Source organism: Parasphingorhabdus sp. (assembly GCF_036964675.1).
Lineage (GTDB): Bacteria > Pseudomonadota > Alphaproteobacteria > Sphingomonadales > Sphingomonadaceae > Parasphingorhabdus.
In genome coordinates this window covers 1-15,208 of sequence record NZ_JBALTF010000057.1, presented here as the reverse complement: position 1 = coordinate 15,208, position 15,208 = coordinate 1, and the positions used below count along the sequence as shown (strand labels likewise).

Annotated in this window: 13 protein-coding genes; 3 read left to right on the top strand and 10 right to left on the bottom strand. The window is 57.6% G+C overall.

Annotated elements, in window-relative coordinates:
- The coding region (locus V7665_RS10425) for a copper resistance protein B (RefSeq protein WP_335664476.1) at window positions 1-757 on the top strand (757 nt) is incomplete at its 5' end.
- Between the two features lie 276 nt (window positions 758-1,033).
- Here the strand turns inward: V7665_RS10425 and V7665_RS10420 are convergent.
- A complete protein-coding gene (locus V7665_RS10420; protein WP_335664475.1) occupies window positions 1,034-1,294 on the bottom strand; it encodes a hypothetical protein in 261 nt (86 codons plus the stop codon).
- A gap of 153 nt (window positions 1,295-1,447) precedes the next feature.
- Window positions 1,448-1,597 (bottom strand): lmo0937 family membrane protein, encoded by a 150-nt coding sequence (locus V7665_RS10415; RefSeq protein ID WP_335664474.1) that lies wholly within the window; start codon window positions 1,595-1,597, stop codon window positions 1,448-1,450.
- A gap of 894 nt (window positions 1,598-2,491) precedes the next feature.
- On the opposite strand from V7665_RS10415, the gene V7665_RS10410 reads away from it, so the two are divergent.
- Window positions 2,492-3,508, top strand: a complete 1,017-nt coding sequence (locus tag V7665_RS10410; protein ID WP_335664473.1) for an NADP-dependent oxidoreductase — start codon at window positions 2,492-2,494, stop codon at window positions 3,506-3,508.
- Window positions 3,509-4,401: 893 nt separating this feature from the next.
- Window positions 4,402-6,117, top strand: coding sequence for a hypothetical protein (locus V7665_RS10405; protein ID WP_335664472.1), 1,716 nt, complete (start codon window positions 4,402-4,404; stop codon window positions 6,115-6,117).
- 143 nt (window positions 6,118-6,260) lie between these two features.
- Here the strand turns inward: V7665_RS10405 and V7665_RS10400 are convergent, their stop codons facing one another.
- From V7665_RS10400 to V7665_RS10365, 8 genes are all read right to left on the bottom strand, one after another.
- The gene (locus V7665_RS10400; protein WP_335664471.1) at window positions 6,261-7,085 is read right to left on the bottom strand and encodes a MipA/OmpV family protein; all 825 of its coding nucleotides are present in this window, start codon (window positions 7,083-7,085) and stop codon (window positions 6,261-6,263) included.
- A gap of 217 nt (window positions 7,086-7,302) precedes the next feature.
- The gene (locus V7665_RS10395; protein ID WP_335664470.1) at window positions 7,303-8,877 is read right to left on the bottom strand and encodes a long-chain-fatty-acid--CoA ligase; all 1,575 of its coding nucleotides are present in this window, start codon (window positions 8,875-8,877) and stop codon (window positions 7,303-7,305) included.
- 300 nt (window positions 8,878-9,177) lie between these two features.
- On the bottom strand, window positions 9,178-9,783 hold the full coding sequence (locus V7665_RS10390) for a DUF938 domain-containing protein (protein ID WP_335664469.1): 606 nt from the start codon (window positions 9,781-9,783) through the stop codon (window positions 9,178-9,180).
- Window positions 9,783-10,766 (bottom strand): bile acid:sodium symporter family protein, encoded by a 984-nt coding sequence (locus V7665_RS10385; protein WP_335664468.1) that lies wholly within the window; start codon window positions 10,764-10,766, stop codon window positions 9,783-9,785. Before V7665_RS10385 ends, V7665_RS10390 begins: the two co-directional genes overlap by 1 nt.
- Window positions 10,767-10,904: 138 nt before the next feature.
- On the bottom strand, window positions 10,905-12,488 hold the full coding sequence (gene gcvPB, locus V7665_RS10380) for an aminomethyl-transferring glycine dehydrogenase subunit GcvPB (protein ID WP_335664467.1): 1,584 nt from the start codon (window positions 12,486-12,488) through the stop codon (window positions 10,905-10,907).
- Window positions 12,485-13,843 (bottom strand): aminomethyl-transferring glycine dehydrogenase subunit GcvPA, encoded by a 1,359-nt coding sequence (gcvPA, locus tag V7665_RS10375; protein WP_335664466.1) that lies wholly within the window; start codon window positions 13,841-13,843, stop codon window positions 12,485-12,487. The genes gcvPB and gcvPA overlap by 4 nt, the downstream gene beginning before the upstream one ends.
- Window positions 13,844-14,024: 181 nt before the next feature.
- Window positions 14,025-14,396 (bottom strand): glycine cleavage system protein GcvH, encoded by a 372-nt coding sequence (gene gcvH / locus V7665_RS10370; RefSeq protein WP_335664465.1) that lies wholly within the window; start codon window positions 14,394-14,396, stop codon window positions 14,025-14,027.
- Between the two features lie 23 nt (window positions 14,397-14,419).
- The coding region (locus V7665_RS10365; protein ID WP_335664464.1) for a glycine cleavage T C-terminal barrel domain-containing protein at window positions 14,420-15,208 on the bottom strand (789 nt) is incomplete at its 5' end.

Below are 15,208 nucleotides of genomic sequence, written 5' to 3'. Positions count from 1 at the left end.
GGGCACCATGCAGCCCGGTCCGATGGTCACGCCGAATGTTGAAACCGGCCCGCCCAATGCTGCCGATCGCATCTGGGGTGCCGATGCGATGCGCGCCTCCCGCGATGCTACTTATGACGAGAATGGCAATATGCAGCTGTTCTGGTTCCAGGGCGACCGCGCCGAATATCGAATGCGCGACGGCAAGGACGGCTATCTGTGGGATGTGCAGGGCTATTATGGCGGCGACCTCAACAAATTCTGGTTCAAGAGCGAGGGCGAAGGCAGTTTTGGCGAGCCGGTCGAACATGCCGAAGTGCAGGCGCTGTACAGCCGCGCGATAGCGCCCTTTTTCGATTTGCAGGCCGGTGTCCGGCAGGACCTGACCGGTCCGAGCCGCACTCATCTGGCAGTCGGCATCCTGGGACTCGCGCCCTATATGTTCGAGACGGATGCCGCCATGTTCCTGTCGAACAAGGGCGATCTGACGGCGCGGGTCGAGGTGGAATATGACCAGAGGATCACCCAGAAGCTGATCCTGCAACCGCGCGCCGAGGCAAACCTTTCGGCACAGGATATTCCGGAACTGGGCATCGGCTCCGGTCTCGACAAGGTCGAAATGGGCCTGCGCCTGCGCTACGAAATCGTGCGGGAATTCGCGCCTTATATCGGGATCAGTCAGGAATGGAAATTCGGCGGCAGCCGCGACTTTGCCCGGCTTGCCGGAGAGGATCCGAGCGTTACCAACTATGTGGTCGGGGTGCGGTTCTGGTTTTGAGCGAATGCTGGCGTGATGTCCGTATTATCCCGAGAGCGGACATTATTTCCCGCGTTTGTTAACGGCGAGAACTGGGTGGATTTGAGACGGTCCGCTATCGGCTGGCCAAGAAGCAATAGCGGACCTAGGTGGAAGTGAATGCAGATCGATGGCTGTCCAGCAGGCTTTTGATGGCAGCCCGATGTCAAAGGGATCGATAAACTGTGACCAAATCGCCGACGGGGGACACGAATCCTAAATGACCTAGCGAGCTGGGAACTAAAAGTTCTTTAGCCGTTATTCTTCGAGGCCAGCGATCGCCTGGTTCAATAAGCGCATCTCATCTGCGAGCCCGGCCTCTTTCTCCGCGCTAATTGGGTCACTGCCTCCCATGCCCTCGCCTTGGGCCCTTAGCCGACCGTCTACGTCCGTCTTCCAATATTGCAGAATGTCGATCTTCTGCTTGCTACTTAAATCATCGTCACTCACGACATTGGCAGGGGTCTGATAGGTCTCCCGAGGATGGTCAGCTTCACGTCTGTTCAGAGTATCGTTCACTTCGTTCTCATCTCCTTTAGCCGTTAGCAAGGCTGACGCAAATTTCTGTTGCGCCCTCGGTTTTGCAGGCACCGCTCCGCCTTCGTTGTCGGAGAGGTTTTGCGGAGCAGTGCTCAGCGTAGCCTAGATCGGAATCCCATTAGTCAACGCGCCCTAGACCGATCGCCGACCGGTCACGAACTGGTAGACAATTACGATCACCGCGATGACCAGCAGGATGTGGATCAATCCGCCAGCTACATGAAATGCGAAAAAACCGAGAACCCAAAGTACCAGAAGCAAAATTACCAGTCCGTAAAGCATGTTGAATTCCTTTGCATGATTATTGGTTTTATTGCTTGGGCTTGGCGGATTTAGTGCGGGACTTGGGCCCCGTCACAGCATCTGCATGGGGACTGTCGTTCCCAGTCACGCGCTCAACTGAGGGTTCCTCTCCCAAAGCCGCTTGCAGCTCCGCGCGTGTTCCGACGCGCGTGGCCAAAGTGCCACCGGATCTGCTGCCCTGCCCCGGTGTCGGCAGGTCACCCGCCTTGTCGATTAACCGGTTGTCAGAGTGACGGGATTGGCGCTTCGTCATAGATATTCTCCTCTGGAGCATTCCGCTCTCCTAAATGAAAACCAGCCGCTCCGAAAATCAGAGATAAGGCGTCACTGGTCGCCAATCGATAATATCAGATCATGCATTCAGCTTTTATAAGTAATATCACTGAGCCACCGTTTTCGTTTGGTGGAGATCAGCAAGGTTCTTTCGGCTGTACATTCAGCCCACAAGATTGGTGTCCAAGGTCGGCAATGCCGGGAGAGAGGATAGCTGCGGAGTGCATGAAACTGGCGATCGATTATGACCGAAACTGGGTGGGAAGCGGCTATTGGGGTGACCGACTTTTAATGTCTGCAACAGCCCGAAAGCGGACGCTAGATTTGAGTGCATTTAGTAAACTGTCACCGAAAATTGGGACTGCCGTCGTCGATCGCGAACTCGTCGCCAATGGTGGTCGCGTGCTAAACGTGACGACTTTGGCCGCGAACACAACCAAGCGCAAACAAAGGCCTATGAAACGGTGGACAAAGTGAATTTCAAAAGCGGCTTTTGCCGGCGCGATATTGGCTGGAGAGAAATTGACCGCGCGCAAAGTTGGTGCATTCCGCAAATACCAGCTAGAACAATGGATAAACGAAACCAAAAAGGACATTGATATGCGTGCATGGGCCCTGAAGAGTCGTCCCGCCGGTACCCCGGTGGCTGATAATTTCCAGATGATAGAGGCAACGGATGCGCCGCTTGGCGAAGGCGAATATCGCATCACAAATAGCTGGCTGTCGGTTGACCCCTATATGCGCGGACGGATGAATGACGTGAAAAGCTATGCGCCTCCATTCGGTATAGGTGAAGCAATGACCGGCGGTGCGGTCGGCACGGTGACCGAAAGCAACAACGCCGATTATCCAGTCGGATGCAAAGTGCTGCATATGGCGGGTTGGCGCGACACTGCTGTCGCTGGCGGCAGCAATCCTGCCGAAGGCGGAATGCCACCGGTGAAGCTTCCCGATCTCGGTGTTCCCGATCAACATTGGTTGTCGATCATCGGCATGCCCGGAGGCACCGCCTGGTTTGGCTTGCTGAAAGTCGGTGCAGCCAAAGAAGGCGAAACTATCTTTGTATCTGCGGCGGCTGGCGCGGTTGGCTCAACCGTTACCCAGATAGCCAAGGCCAAGGGCATGACCGTAATCGGGTCAGCCGGCGGCGCAGACAAATGTGCATGGGTTAAGGAAATCGGCGCGGATGCTTGCCTCGATTACAAGTCCGGTCCGGTATTGCCGCAATTGCGCGCCGCACTGAAAACCCTCGGCAAATCCGGCGTTGATGTCTATTTTGACAATGTCGGCGGTGAACATCTCGATGCCGCGCTCGCCTGCTCCAACGAACGCGCGCGCGTGGCGATTTGCGGGATGATTGACGTTTACAACGATCAACAGCCGCAATCGATGCAATATCTGACCATGATCATTGGCCTGCGCATAAAGATTGAAGGCTTCCTCTATCCCGATTTCGCCGCGCAAGTGCCCGAATTCAATGCCGATATGGCGAAACTGATTGCATCGGGCGCTGTCAAGGGCCGTGAGACGGTGATGGAGGGGCTGGAAAAAGCACCGGACGCGTTCATCGGGCTGTTTACCGGCGCGAACACGGGCAAGATGCTGGTTAAGGTCTAGGGCTCCGGTGAAAGGGGCTTGATTGACCGCAACATCCCGAAAGCGGAGTTTAACTTTGGCCATGTTGGACGGCAACAACTGGGTGGTGAAGCGGTCCGCCCAGGTTCGGATGCCGAAGGCGCAAAGTGGACGGTCTATATTCTCACAAAAAACACCGCCGTCAGGCAGTGCTTGAGGCATATTTCAGGTGATCGACAGCATGGGCGAAGGGTCGGCTGGGGAAGCGGATAGCGCGTGACCCATGGCTGGACATATTGCCTGCCTCGCCCAATGGCCATTATGCCTCTTATAGCCGTTCAGGATGATCATCCTGAACGGCTGGTCATGATGTAGTCAGCTCGGGCCTGTGAAGATGGTAGGGCTGCCGCGTTCCACTGTAGCTGGGTAGGCTTTGCCATGTGTGCCGTCGTTTATACCGTCGAGGACGATTAATATTGGTTTCTCATATATTCTTTTGTTTACCGGGTTTTGCGTTTTCTGTTCTGTGATCTTCATGTCTTGGCCCCCTTTTGGGATATCCGCTGCGGTTGATTGCTTATGTTGGCGGACGCGACACGGACGTGAACGTGGTCGAGACCTAGGCTTTTGAAAATAAATGTCAATTTTTGATGAAACAGGGAGAGGGCATGGCGCGCGCAAAGGCGGCTCTCGGGCATTTGTAATCAGCATGGGAAGGACCGACATTGGGGGTTACAAGTAAAATATAACTAATAATCCCATATATTTACATTCTTACCAGCATCCAGTGTCTATTTCATACAATCTTGCCAATATTTAAAAATATACATCATGCCCATGTCCTGTCTCGCAGGCCATTTCAAAATAATAAGAAAATCCGGTCGCATCAGGTGTCTGAAATGGTTCAGCACCTTTGATGAAGCAAGGATTATATCATGAAACTCACCAGCCTGTTGAACGAGAGTCTTGTCGTCTCCCGACTTTCAAGACCGCTCATTTACTATCTCCCCCGCTGCAAGCCCAAAATCCTGATCGTTACCGACGGCGGTCTCGGTTTCAGCACCAGTGGCTTTGGCCTGAGCCGCTTCGTGGAAGCGATTGCAACCCATAGCAGCGTGACGCTGACCCCGGCGGTGACATTGGCGCATCGCGGCGGGCATAGCTCGCCGGTAGTGATCGATGGCGTCAGCTATACGGTCGCGACCAGTTTCAACTTCGCCACCGCCACCCCCGCCGTTACCCGGGCCAATTATGACCAGATCTGGTTGCTCGGGATCGATCCGAGCGGTTCGATCAGCAATGCCGAAATCACGGTGCTGGCCGATTTCATGAACGCCGGTGGCGGTGTGTTTGCCACCGGGGATCACGCGGCTTTGGGAAAAACCATGTCCGGGAACCTGCCGCGGATCCGGCATATGCGCGAATGGCAGAATGTTCCCATGGGTCTGGAAGCCTTGCCGACGGCGCTCGACCGGATAGACACGATCGTCAATCCCGGCGCCAATAATATTTACGAATTTGACGATCAATCCGACAATATTCCCCAGCGCATCTATCCCAATTATGCGGTGACCGGGCCGGGCTTTGGCGACTGGACCGCAACCATCCATCCGCTGCTGTTGATGAATGGCGGATCGATTTCGAAAGAAGATGGCGATCCCGCCGCCTTTTCCAACGATATTGATGTGCTGCCCGACCATCCGCACGAAAGCGAATGCTATGAAGTGTCGGCGACCGCCAACAGCACTGCGCTCAACGGAACCTATACGGTCGCCGGAATGAATTTTCCGGAATTCCCGAACGCGGCATCCGGTGGTGGCAAGGTCGGATCGGAGATCGTCGCCTTTTCCGTTTCCGGCGGGCGTTCGGTCAGGAACGGCAACTGGAAACCACCGGTCAGACCGCGGATGTTCGGCGCGATCTCGGCGTTCAACGGTCATCTCGCCAACCCGCTATCCGGGCAATCGGCCCGGCCTGGGCGGATCGTCTGCGAGGCGACCTGGCATCATTATGTGAATATCAATCTTGATGGCTCCGGCACCGGACGCACGGGACTGGGCACGGGCAGCGGGGCCGGCTTCGTGCCGTCCGCCGATCTGCTGAAAATCTATAAATATTACCAGAATATCGTGAATTGGCTGCAACCCAACAACCGGCGCTATTGCTGGTATATCCTCCGTCTGACGCTGGTCCGCTATCATCCGCTGATCCTGGAAGAAATTCTGGAAGTGCCGGAGATCATCAAACGCGGCAATTTCAATGTCCTGGGCCAGGTGATCATGGGGTTGCTCGACAAGGCGCAAGGCCCGGGCCAGTCGCGGATCATGCTGCTCGAGGCACTGGGCGACAGCAAGGAAGGCCAGACGCTGGTCGACTTCATGACCGGCAAGGGCAGCGATCTGTCCGGCGACCAGTTCGACCGGATTATCGGCGACGCTTATGGCCGGATAATGGCTGATATCGTCGGTGCCCTGCCAGCGCTTGATGATCCGAAATTTGAGGATTTCTTCAAGAAAGGCGAGCTGGAAAAACTCGAAGAACGGCTGCCGAAGCTGATCCTGGAATCAGCGACAAAGGCGGCGCAGGCGCAAGCTGAGCGTAGCAACAAGCAATCTCGCGGCTTGAAATCGCTGATGAAATCTATCGGTTAGGGATTTTTTCCACCACGTTAAAAAAGGGGGCCGGGATATCCGGCTCCCTTTTTCATCGGCAAAAATTTCAGATCGAGGCCAAAGGCTAATCCCCCCTCCCTCCCGGCGATCATTGCCCTCACGATAAGGCGCACGCAATTTCCCTAAAATCGATAGTTCAAGAGAAGCCCGACCGAGGCCTGGTCTTTCGAACCCCGTTCCTGCACCAGCGGTGAATTGGCGATGTCGCCGTTCAGACGATCATATCCGGCGAATCCGACCACCGACATATGGTCGGTCATCGGCAGAACAACGGAACCGCGTAAGCCATAGGAATTGAGCCCACCGCCTGCGTCATATTGGGAGAGGCCGGATGCAGCCGACTGCATGGCGCTTATGTCGAAATAGGCGCTATTATACTTGCTGTCGCCAAAGGAAATTTCCGGACCAACGGCGAAAAAAGCGTTTCTGCCAAAGAACTTGAAGCGGTTGCCATATTTGAGCTGCGCTTCGCCCTGCAGGCCTTTATGACCGTTAACGCCCTGCCGCAGTTCGACCTTGCCGCTGACATTGCCGGTTGAATATTCGACAAATCCGCCGAGTTCGAACGTGCCATCGACATCGTCCAATCCGATAAGATCATTGGTGCCACCGCTCAGACTGAACGGGCCGCTGCCATCTTCATCGCGTCCGAAATCATATCTCATGATCGGCCCTGCCTTGAGTCCGTCGCGATTGATCAGGTTGAGACCGACACCGCGAATAGAGGCAAAAAACAGATCGTCATATTCGACCGAAATGCTCGGAAAAATGCCCAGCTGATAGTCGTCATCGCCGCGATAATTGGGGGCATATATCGAGCCGACCGACACTGTGAACTGCCAGCCTTGTTTGGCATCCGGCCGCTCGTTTTCATTAGCGGTTTGCGCATAGGCAGGCAGCGGCAGGGCCAACGCTATCGCGATGGCCGACAGGGCTATTTTTCTCATGGGGGAGTTTGCCTTTTTTGGGAGAGGAATTGGGGGAATCAGGCGCACTTCGTTTTATCTGTCTCCAGGGTTCTCGTCTTGCGGGATTGACCAGGATCGGACATCATTGAGCGAACCAGCTATCAACGATAGCGGCCTTCGCCAGAGTAGACAACAATGGTCGGCAGATTTGCCAATAAGCTGTAAAGTGACGACTAAAGCCCGGGCTTGTCGAAGGCTAATTCACCCCGCGATCATTGCCTTCCCAATAAGGCGCGCGCAGCTCGCGGCGCAGGATCTTGCCGCTGGCGTTTCTTGGCAGTTCCGCAATTACGTCGACGGTCTTGGGTACCTTGAAGCCGGCGATCCGTTCGCGGGCCCAGGCGATGATGCTGTCTGTGTCTATCTCGCCCGCATCCGGCTTGGGTGAAACCACGGCCTTGACCGCCTCTCCCCATTTGGCGTCCGGGATGCCAATCACCGCGACTTCGTTGACCTGCGGGTGGCCGAAAATCGCATTTTCCACTTCCGCCGGATAGACATTCTCGCCGCCGGAGATGATCATGTCCTTGACCCGGTCCTTGATATAGAAATAGCCGTCCTGGTCCATGATCGCCGCATCGCCGGTATAAAGCCAGCCGTCGGCGTCGACCGTCTCCGCGGTTTTTTCCGGATTGTCGTAATAATGCAGCATGTTGAGGCCGGAGCGGGTGGCGATTTCGCCGATCGTGCCGGGCGGGACTTCCTGCCGGTTTTCATCGACAATCTTCAGCTCGACGCCGGGCAGCGCAATGCCGATGCCGCGCATCCGTTCGTTGCCGGCCGGATCATGATCTTCGGGTGGCAGGATGCAGATCGTACCGGTGGTTTCGGTCATGCCATATTGCTGGCAGAACAAGGCCTTGGGCATGGTCTGCAGGCACTGGCGCAGCAGTTCCAGCGGGATCGGCGCGGCGCCATAGGTGACCGAACGCACGCTGGAAAAATCGGTCTCTTTCGCGCGCGGCCAGTTGACCAGCATCTGCAGCGCGGTCGGCACGAGGAAAAACTGGTTGAGCCCCTTGTCGATGCAATCGAGCACTTTGTCGGGATGGAATTCCGGGATCACCATCATCGTCGCGCCATTGTAGAAGGCGATCGGGCCGATGCCGGAGCCGGCGATATGGGCGCAGGGCATGACCGCCAGCGTGCTGTCGCCGGGCTTCAGGTCGATCCAGGCATGGTCCGGCTTGTCCTCGACCAGAGGCCGCAGCTTGAACAAATTATCACTGGTCAGCACCGCGCCCTTGGGATTGCCGGTAGTGCCGGAGGTGTAGAGTTGCAGCACGCCTTCCGCCGGGTCGCATTGGGGCAGATCGCCGGGCGGTGTATTGGCGACAAAATCGGCAAGAGTCGGCAGGTCGGCGCCGGACTTTGTGCAGATTATCGCCTTGGTGTGGGGCGACTCTTGCGCCGCATTTTTTGCCGTTTCGGCAAATTCCGGTTCGCAGATCAGCAAAGGTGCCCGCGTGTCTTTCAATACATAGGCGACTTCCGGTGCGGCGAGCCGCCAACCGATTGGCGCGATCACCATGCCTGCGCGGCTGGCGGCGGCAAACAGGGTGAAATAAAGCCCGCTATTCTTGCCCAGCCAGCAGATCCGGTCGCCCTGGTGCAGGCCGGCACCGGTGAAGGCGCTCGCATATTCGGTTACTCGGCGATCCAGCTCGGCATAGCTGACCATGCCGTCGGGATCGTCGATCGCGATATTGTCGGGGGTTTTCGCAGCCCAGTGGGCAATGGAAGATCCCATGCAGCGCCGTGTTTCCGTCATATACCCGCTCCTAGTTATTTTGAATCCCTGTTAATCGCGCGATTAGTTCAAGGCAAGGGGGACGGGCAGGAGAACGGTGTTTAGCCCCTCCTTTTTAGAAGTTTCAGGTCGATCGGTCCCCCGCACTGATCTGAAACGGCTGGGGGCCGTTTCACCTGACACTGGGTTGGGGTGGTAGCGATGCGCCAGCATCGCTCGCGTCAGCGAATTGCGGCGGAGCGGGCAGAAATGGTGGGACAACCTGAGGGCCATTCTTCGACGAGAGAAACCACCCCAACCCCTCCTTTGAAAAGGAGGGGCTTAATCGTGTTTCCTGTACACCAGCGAGATATTATTGGCTGGCATCTCGGTCAGGCTTTCGCGGACGAAGCCAGTGCGCGTCGCCAGCGCGTCCATGTCGGCGACATCGCGCAGGCCCCATCGGAGATCGCGGCTTTTCAGGCTGCGTTCGAAATCCATATTGCCCGGCGCGGTTTCGACATCAGCGTGCAAATAGGGGCCATAGAGATAGAGCGGCGCGTCTAGATCGAGCAATGAGCCAGCTTTTTCGAACAGGCCGATGCTCGATTCCCACGGGCTGATATGGACCATGTTGATACACAGGATCGCTGCCGGTTTCGGTATGTCCCATTGCCCAGCCTGCGCATCAAGCTGCAGCGGTGGCAGCACATTGGCCACCGCTTCGCGCTTCGTCCAGGCAGCGATCGACTGGCAACAGGCCGGATCGGGGTCGCTGGGCTGAAAGGTGAGATCGGGAAAGGTCTTGCCGAAATAGACGGCATGTTCACCGGTGCCGCTGGCGATTTCCAGCACCAGCCCGCTGGATGGCAAAATCCTTTCCAGCAGCGCCACAATCGCGTCGCGGTTGCGCATGGTGGCGGGGGCATGGCGTTGTTGCGGATCCATCAGGACTTATCTGCCCCGACAAGTACCATCCGCCGCCAGATGGCGGCCAGAAAGCTGCCGATCACGACATGATAGACCGCCGAAATGGCGCTCGGCACCGGTGCCAGCGCCGCCTGCATCGGGTTGGCGAATTGCGCGGCGAAGGTCGGCGTGGAGGCCAGACTGGAGCCGAGGCCGCTATTCTGCATGCCGACCTCGATGCTGATCGTCCGACTCTCCTCCTCGCCAAATCCGATCGCCCTGGTGATCAGATAGCCCAAGCCGAAACCGAAGGCGTGGAGCAGGAATATTGCCAGCATCAACACACCGAAATGTTGCTCGATCAGCGCCTTGCTATTGGCAATGATCCCGCCGACGATCAGCACCACGACGATCACCGAGGCGAGCGGTGAAATAACCGCGATCTTCTCGGTCAATTTCGGCAGATAGCGGTTGAGCAGGACCCCGGCGATCACCGGCAGCAATACGATCGACACCATGTTGATGAACAGGTTCCACTGGTCGATCTCGACATATTTACCGGCGAGCAATCCGGTCAGCAGCGGCGTCGCCACGACCGCGATCAGGGTCGAGACCATGGTCATGGTCACCGACAGCGCCAGATTGGCATTGGCAAGATAGGCGACAACATTGGACGCAGTGCCGCCGGGGCAACAGGCGACGAGGATCAGGCCAACCGCCAGCCCTGTCTCCAGCCCGAACAGCATGGCCAGCGAAATTCCCGCCAGCGGCATCACGGTGAATTGCAGGGCAACCCCTGCCCCGACGCATTTGGGGATTTTCGCGATCCGCTTGAAATCATCGAAGGACAAGGTGAGCCCCATGCCAAGCATGATCAGGCCGAGCATGACGCTGACCAGCGGCTGACCGAGCGGCCGGAAGCGACCGTCGACGACCCACAGAAAATGTTCGGGTACAAACCATGCCCAGGCTGTCCCCAATATTGTCCACAGGGCAAAGAAATTGGTCAGGCGGTGAATCATGGTGTCACGATCGTCATTGCGAGAAGCGACAGCGACGAAGCAATCCAGAGCGGCTTGCAGACGCTCTGGATTGCTTCGCTGCGCTCGCAATGACGGAGCTAGCGTGTTCTTTTATTCCCCTCAGAGTCCCCTCCCGCTTCATTCAGCCGCTTGAGCAAATAACTCGGGTTCCGTCCACACCAATATCGGTTTGCGCGCCGCCTGCGTTTCGTCGAGGCGACGGCGCGGAGCGAAATGGGGCGCGGTTTTCAGCGATTCATCGCCGGCCTTGGCCCGCTCGGCGACCGAACGGAAGGCACCGATAAACTGGTCAATCGCCGCCTTGCTCTCGGTCTCGGTCGGCTCGACCAGCATCGCGCCATGCACCACCAACGGGAAATACATGGTCATCGGATGATAGCCTTCGTCGATCATGCCCTTGGCGAGATCAAGCGTGGTGAGGCCGTCAGCAAAGCCTTTGTCGGAGAATAGAGCCTCGTGCATGCAGGGGCCGCTCTTCGCGAACGGCGCATCGAGAATATCTTCCAGACTGCGCAGGATATAATTGGCGTTGAGCACCGCGTCTTCCGAGACCTGCTTCAATCCATCCGCGCCATGGCTGAGCATATAGGTCAGCGCCCGGCTGAACATGCCCATCTGGCCGTGGAAAGCGACCATCCGGCCAAAGCTGCTGTCGTGATGCTCATCGGCAGTTTCTTCCTCAACCAGCCGGAAGTGACCCTCGGCAGTTTTCTCGACAATCGGCAGCGGCGCAAAGGGCGCCAGCGCTTCGGAGAAAACCACCGGTCCGGAACCGGGGCCGCCGCCACCATGGGGGGTGGAGAAGGTCTTGTGCAAATTGATATGCATGGCATCGACGCCAAGATCGCCGGGGCGGACCCGGCCGACAATGGCGTTGAAATTGGCGCCGTCACAATAGACAAGCCCCCCCGCAGCGTGAACCGCGTCGGAAATCGCCTTCATATCCGGTTCGAACAGGCCGCAGGTATTGGGATTGGTGATCATCACCCCGGCAACGTCGGGACCGAGCCGCGCTTTCAGCGCCGCCAGATCGACCCGGCCATCTTTATTGGCGGGAATATCCTCGACCTTGTATCCGGCAAAGGCTGCGGTCGCCGGATTGGTGCCATGGGCGCTTTCCGGCACCAGGATTACTTCACGGGCGTCGCCGCGCGCTTCCAGCGCAGAGCGGATCGCCAATATGCCGCATAATTCGCCATGCGCGCCTGCCTTGGGCGACATCGCGACCGCTGGCATGCCGGTGAGCAGCTTGAGCCATTCGGCCAGTTCATGGATCAGTTCCAGAGCGCCCTGCACGGTTTCAACCGGTTGCAGCGGGTGGATGTCGGCAAAGCCCTTGAGCCGCGCCATTTTCTCGTTGAGCCGCGGATTATGCTTCATCGTGCAGCTGCCGAGTGGGAACAGGCCAACATCAATCGCATAATTCTGGCGGCTGAGCCGGGTATAGTGCCGCACCGTTTCGCCTTCGGAAAGCCCGGGAATGGCGATCGGCGCCTTGCGTTCGAGGCCACCGAGACGACTTGCGACCTGCGGGGCATCCGGCAAATCCACGCCGCTGCGATCCGACGAACCGATTTCGAAGATCAGTGCTTCGTCGACCATCAGCGCGCGATTGCCGGTATGGGTGGTGATGGCATTTTGTTCGGGCATGATCAAATTTTCTTCCTGTTTGGTCGGACGTCCTTCGGCGAGCATATTCATGACAGGGCTCCTTCCAGAGCCGTGGCCAAGGCCTCGATCTCGCTATCGGTTGACGTTTCCGTCACCGCCACCAGCAATCCGTGAGCGAGCTGTTCCTCGTCCGGATAAAGCCGCCCCAGAGACACGCCGGCCAATATTCTTTGATCGGCAAGCTGCCGGACAATGGACCGAGCATCCTTATCAAGAACCAGCGTGAATTCATTGAAAAAGCTGTCGTTTACCAGCCTGACGCCGTCAATTTTGGACAAGCGATCCGCCGTCTGCACCGCCTTTTTATGATTGAGCATCGCCAGTTGGCGCAGGCCCTTTTCGCCGAGCAAGGTCATATGCGCGGTGAAGGCCAACGCGCACAGGCCGCTGTTGGTACAGATATTGGAGGTCGCTTTCTCGCGGCGGATATGCTGCTCGCGGGTCGACAGGGTCAGCACAAAACCGCGCTTGCCCTCGGCATCGACGGTCTCGCCGCACAGCCGGCCCGGCATCTGCCGGACATATTTTTCCTTGCAGCCGAACAGCCCGACATAGGGGCCGCCAAATTGCAGACCGACGCCAAGCGACTGGCCTTCGCCAACCACGATATCCGCGCCCATTTCGCCCGGAGACATGACCGCGCCCAATGCAACCGGCTCGGTGACCACTGCGATCAGCATCGCTTTATGCTTCTTTGCCCTGGCCGCCAGCTCCGACATATCGGCGATGCGGCCGAGAATATCCGGATATTGAACGACAACACAGCTGGTCTCGTCATCGATCTGGTCGAGCAGGCTTTGGCCATCCGTGCCGGCTTCAAGGCGCGGCGCTTCATAGGACAGATTATCCTTGGTGAATTTCGCCATGGTCTTGGCGACCGAAACATAATGGGGATGGAGACCGGAAGAGAGGATCGCCTTGCTGCGTTTGGTGATCCGGCGGGCCATGGTGATCGCTTCCCAGCAAGCCGTCGAGCCATCATACATCGAGGCATTGGCGACATCGACACCGAACAGGCGCGCGACCTGGCTCTGGAATTCGAACAGGGTCTGCAGCGTGCCTTGCGCAATTTCAGGCTGGTAGGGCGTGTAAGCGGTGAGGAACTCGCCGCGCTGGATGATATGATCGACGCTCGCCGGAATATGATGGCGATAGGCCCCTGCTCCGAGGAAAAACGGCATGTCGCCGGCGGCATGGTTCTTTTTCGCCAGCGCCTTCATATGCGATTCCACCGCCATCTCGCCGGCGTGCATCGGCAGGCCGTGGATCGGCCCGGTCAGCCGGGCCTCCTCTGGCACATCGACGAACAGGTCGTCGACCGATTGCGCGCCGATCGTCGCCAGCATCGATTGCCGATCATCGGGAGTCAGCGGGAGATAACGCATGTTCTTTCCTTCACTTTAGCCCCTCCTTTTCAAAGGAGGGAGATTGGCGGCTCTTGGCTTCATCCGTGGGATGAAGCTGCTGCCAAACTGGGTGGTTCCGTGCCGCTTGTCGCTGCGCGAGCGATGCTAAAGCATCGCCACCACCCCTTGATCCCCTCCTCTGAAGAGGAGGGGGAAATCATCACAGATCGCGAACAAAAGCCCGATAGGCTTTCTCATCCATCAGATCGCCGAGTTCGTCCTTGTCCGAGAGCGTCAGCCTGAAAAACCAGCCGTCTTCCTCGGCCGAGCTATTGACCAGTCCGGGTTCATCCTCCAGCGCTTCGTTCACTTCGATCACTTCACCGGAAACCGCCGCATAGACATCAGAGGCGGCCTTGACCGATTCGACCACAGCGGCATCATCGCCCTGTTCCAGTTCCGTGCCGACTTCCGGCACTTCGACAAACACAATGTCGCCCAGCTGTTCCTGGGCATAGTCGGTGATACCGACGGTCGCCGTGTCGCCTTCGACCTCGACCCATTCATGTTCATCGGTAAAATATCGGCTCATGGTCACTTCCTCTTGCTGTCAATCTATGGCTTGGATTTGCGGTAATAGTGATGCGGTACAAAGGGCATGTCGGCAACGGTGCAGGCGATTTTCTTGCCGCGCTGTTCGATGGTGACGGCGGTGCCGGTTTCCGACAGGTCCATCGGCACATAGGCCATGGCGATCGGGCGCTGGAGCGTCGGAGAGAAGCCGCCGCTGGTCACAGTGCCGATGGTCGCGCCGGTGTCATCTATGACTGCCGCGCCTTCACGAATCGGCTGGCGTCCATCGACAAACAGGCCGATCCGCTTTTTTGCAGCTTTATCGGGATATTGCGCCAACACTTGCTCGGCTCCGGCAAAATTGCTTTCCTCGCGGCGCGCCTTGGACAGGGCGAAGTTCAGATTGGCCTCGACCGGCAAGATATCGGGGTTCATGTCGTGGCCGTAGAGCGGCAATCCCGCCTCCAGCCGCAGACTGTCGCGCGCACCAAGGCCGATCGGCCGTACTTCGTCCATAGCGGTCAGCGCATTGGCGAGCGCCACGGCCTGATCGGCTGGCACGCTGATCTCGAAGCCGTCCTCGCCGGTGTAGCCGGAGCGACTTATGCCAAGCGGAACGCCATGCCATTGAAACAAACCAGCTTCCATGAAGTAGAGATCGGTGGGCAGCGGCCAGCCCTCTTGCAGCGGCTGAATGTCGAGCTTGGCCAGCGCTTCTGCTGCCTTGGGCCCCTGCAAAGCCAGAAGCGCCGCATCTTCCATATGGTTGAGCGTCATGCTGTCCGGCAGCTGTGCCTGCATATAGGCAATATCATCATATTTGGTCGCGCC

Bases quoted from the DNA above. Each gene is read 5' to 3' on its own strand.
- V7665_RS10415 (WP_335664474.1), bottom strand. From the start codon at position 1,597: ATGCTTTACGGACTGGTAATTTTGCTTCTGGTACTTTGGGTTCTCGGT.
- V7665_RS10410 (WP_335664473.1), top strand. From the start codon at position 2,492: ATGCGTGCATGGGCCCTGAAGAGTCGTCCCGCCGGTACCCCGGTGGCT.
- V7665_RS10405 (WP_335664472.1), top strand. From the start codon at position 4,402: ATGAAACTCACCAGCCTGTTGAACGAGAGTCTTGTCGTCTCCCGACTT.
- V7665_RS10400 (WP_335664471.1), bottom strand. From the start codon at position 7,085: ATGAGAAAAATAGCCCTGTCGGCCATCGCGATAGCGTTGGCCCTGCCG.
- V7665_RS10395 (WP_335664470.1), bottom strand. From the start codon at position 8,877: ATGACGGAAACACGGCGCTGCATGGGATCTTCCATTGCCCACTGGGCT.
- V7665_RS10390 (WP_335664469.1), bottom strand. From the start codon at position 9,783: ATGGATCCGCAACAACGCCATGCCCCCGCCACCATGCGCAACCGCGAC.
- V7665_RS10385 (WP_335664468.1), bottom strand. From the start codon at position 10,766: ATGATTCACCGCCTGACCAATTTCTTTGCCCTGTGGACAATATTGGGG.
- gcvPB (WP_335664467.1), bottom strand. From the start codon at position 12,488: ATGAATATGCTCGCCGAAGGACGTCCGACCAAACAGGAAGAAAATTTG.
- gcvPA (WP_335664466.1), bottom strand. From the start codon at position 13,843: ATGCGTTATCTCCCGCTGACTCCCGATGATCGGCAATCGATGCTGGCG.
- gcvH (WP_335664465.1), bottom strand. From the start codon at position 14,396: ATGAGCCGATATTTTACCGATGAACATGAATGGGTCGAGGTCGAAGGC.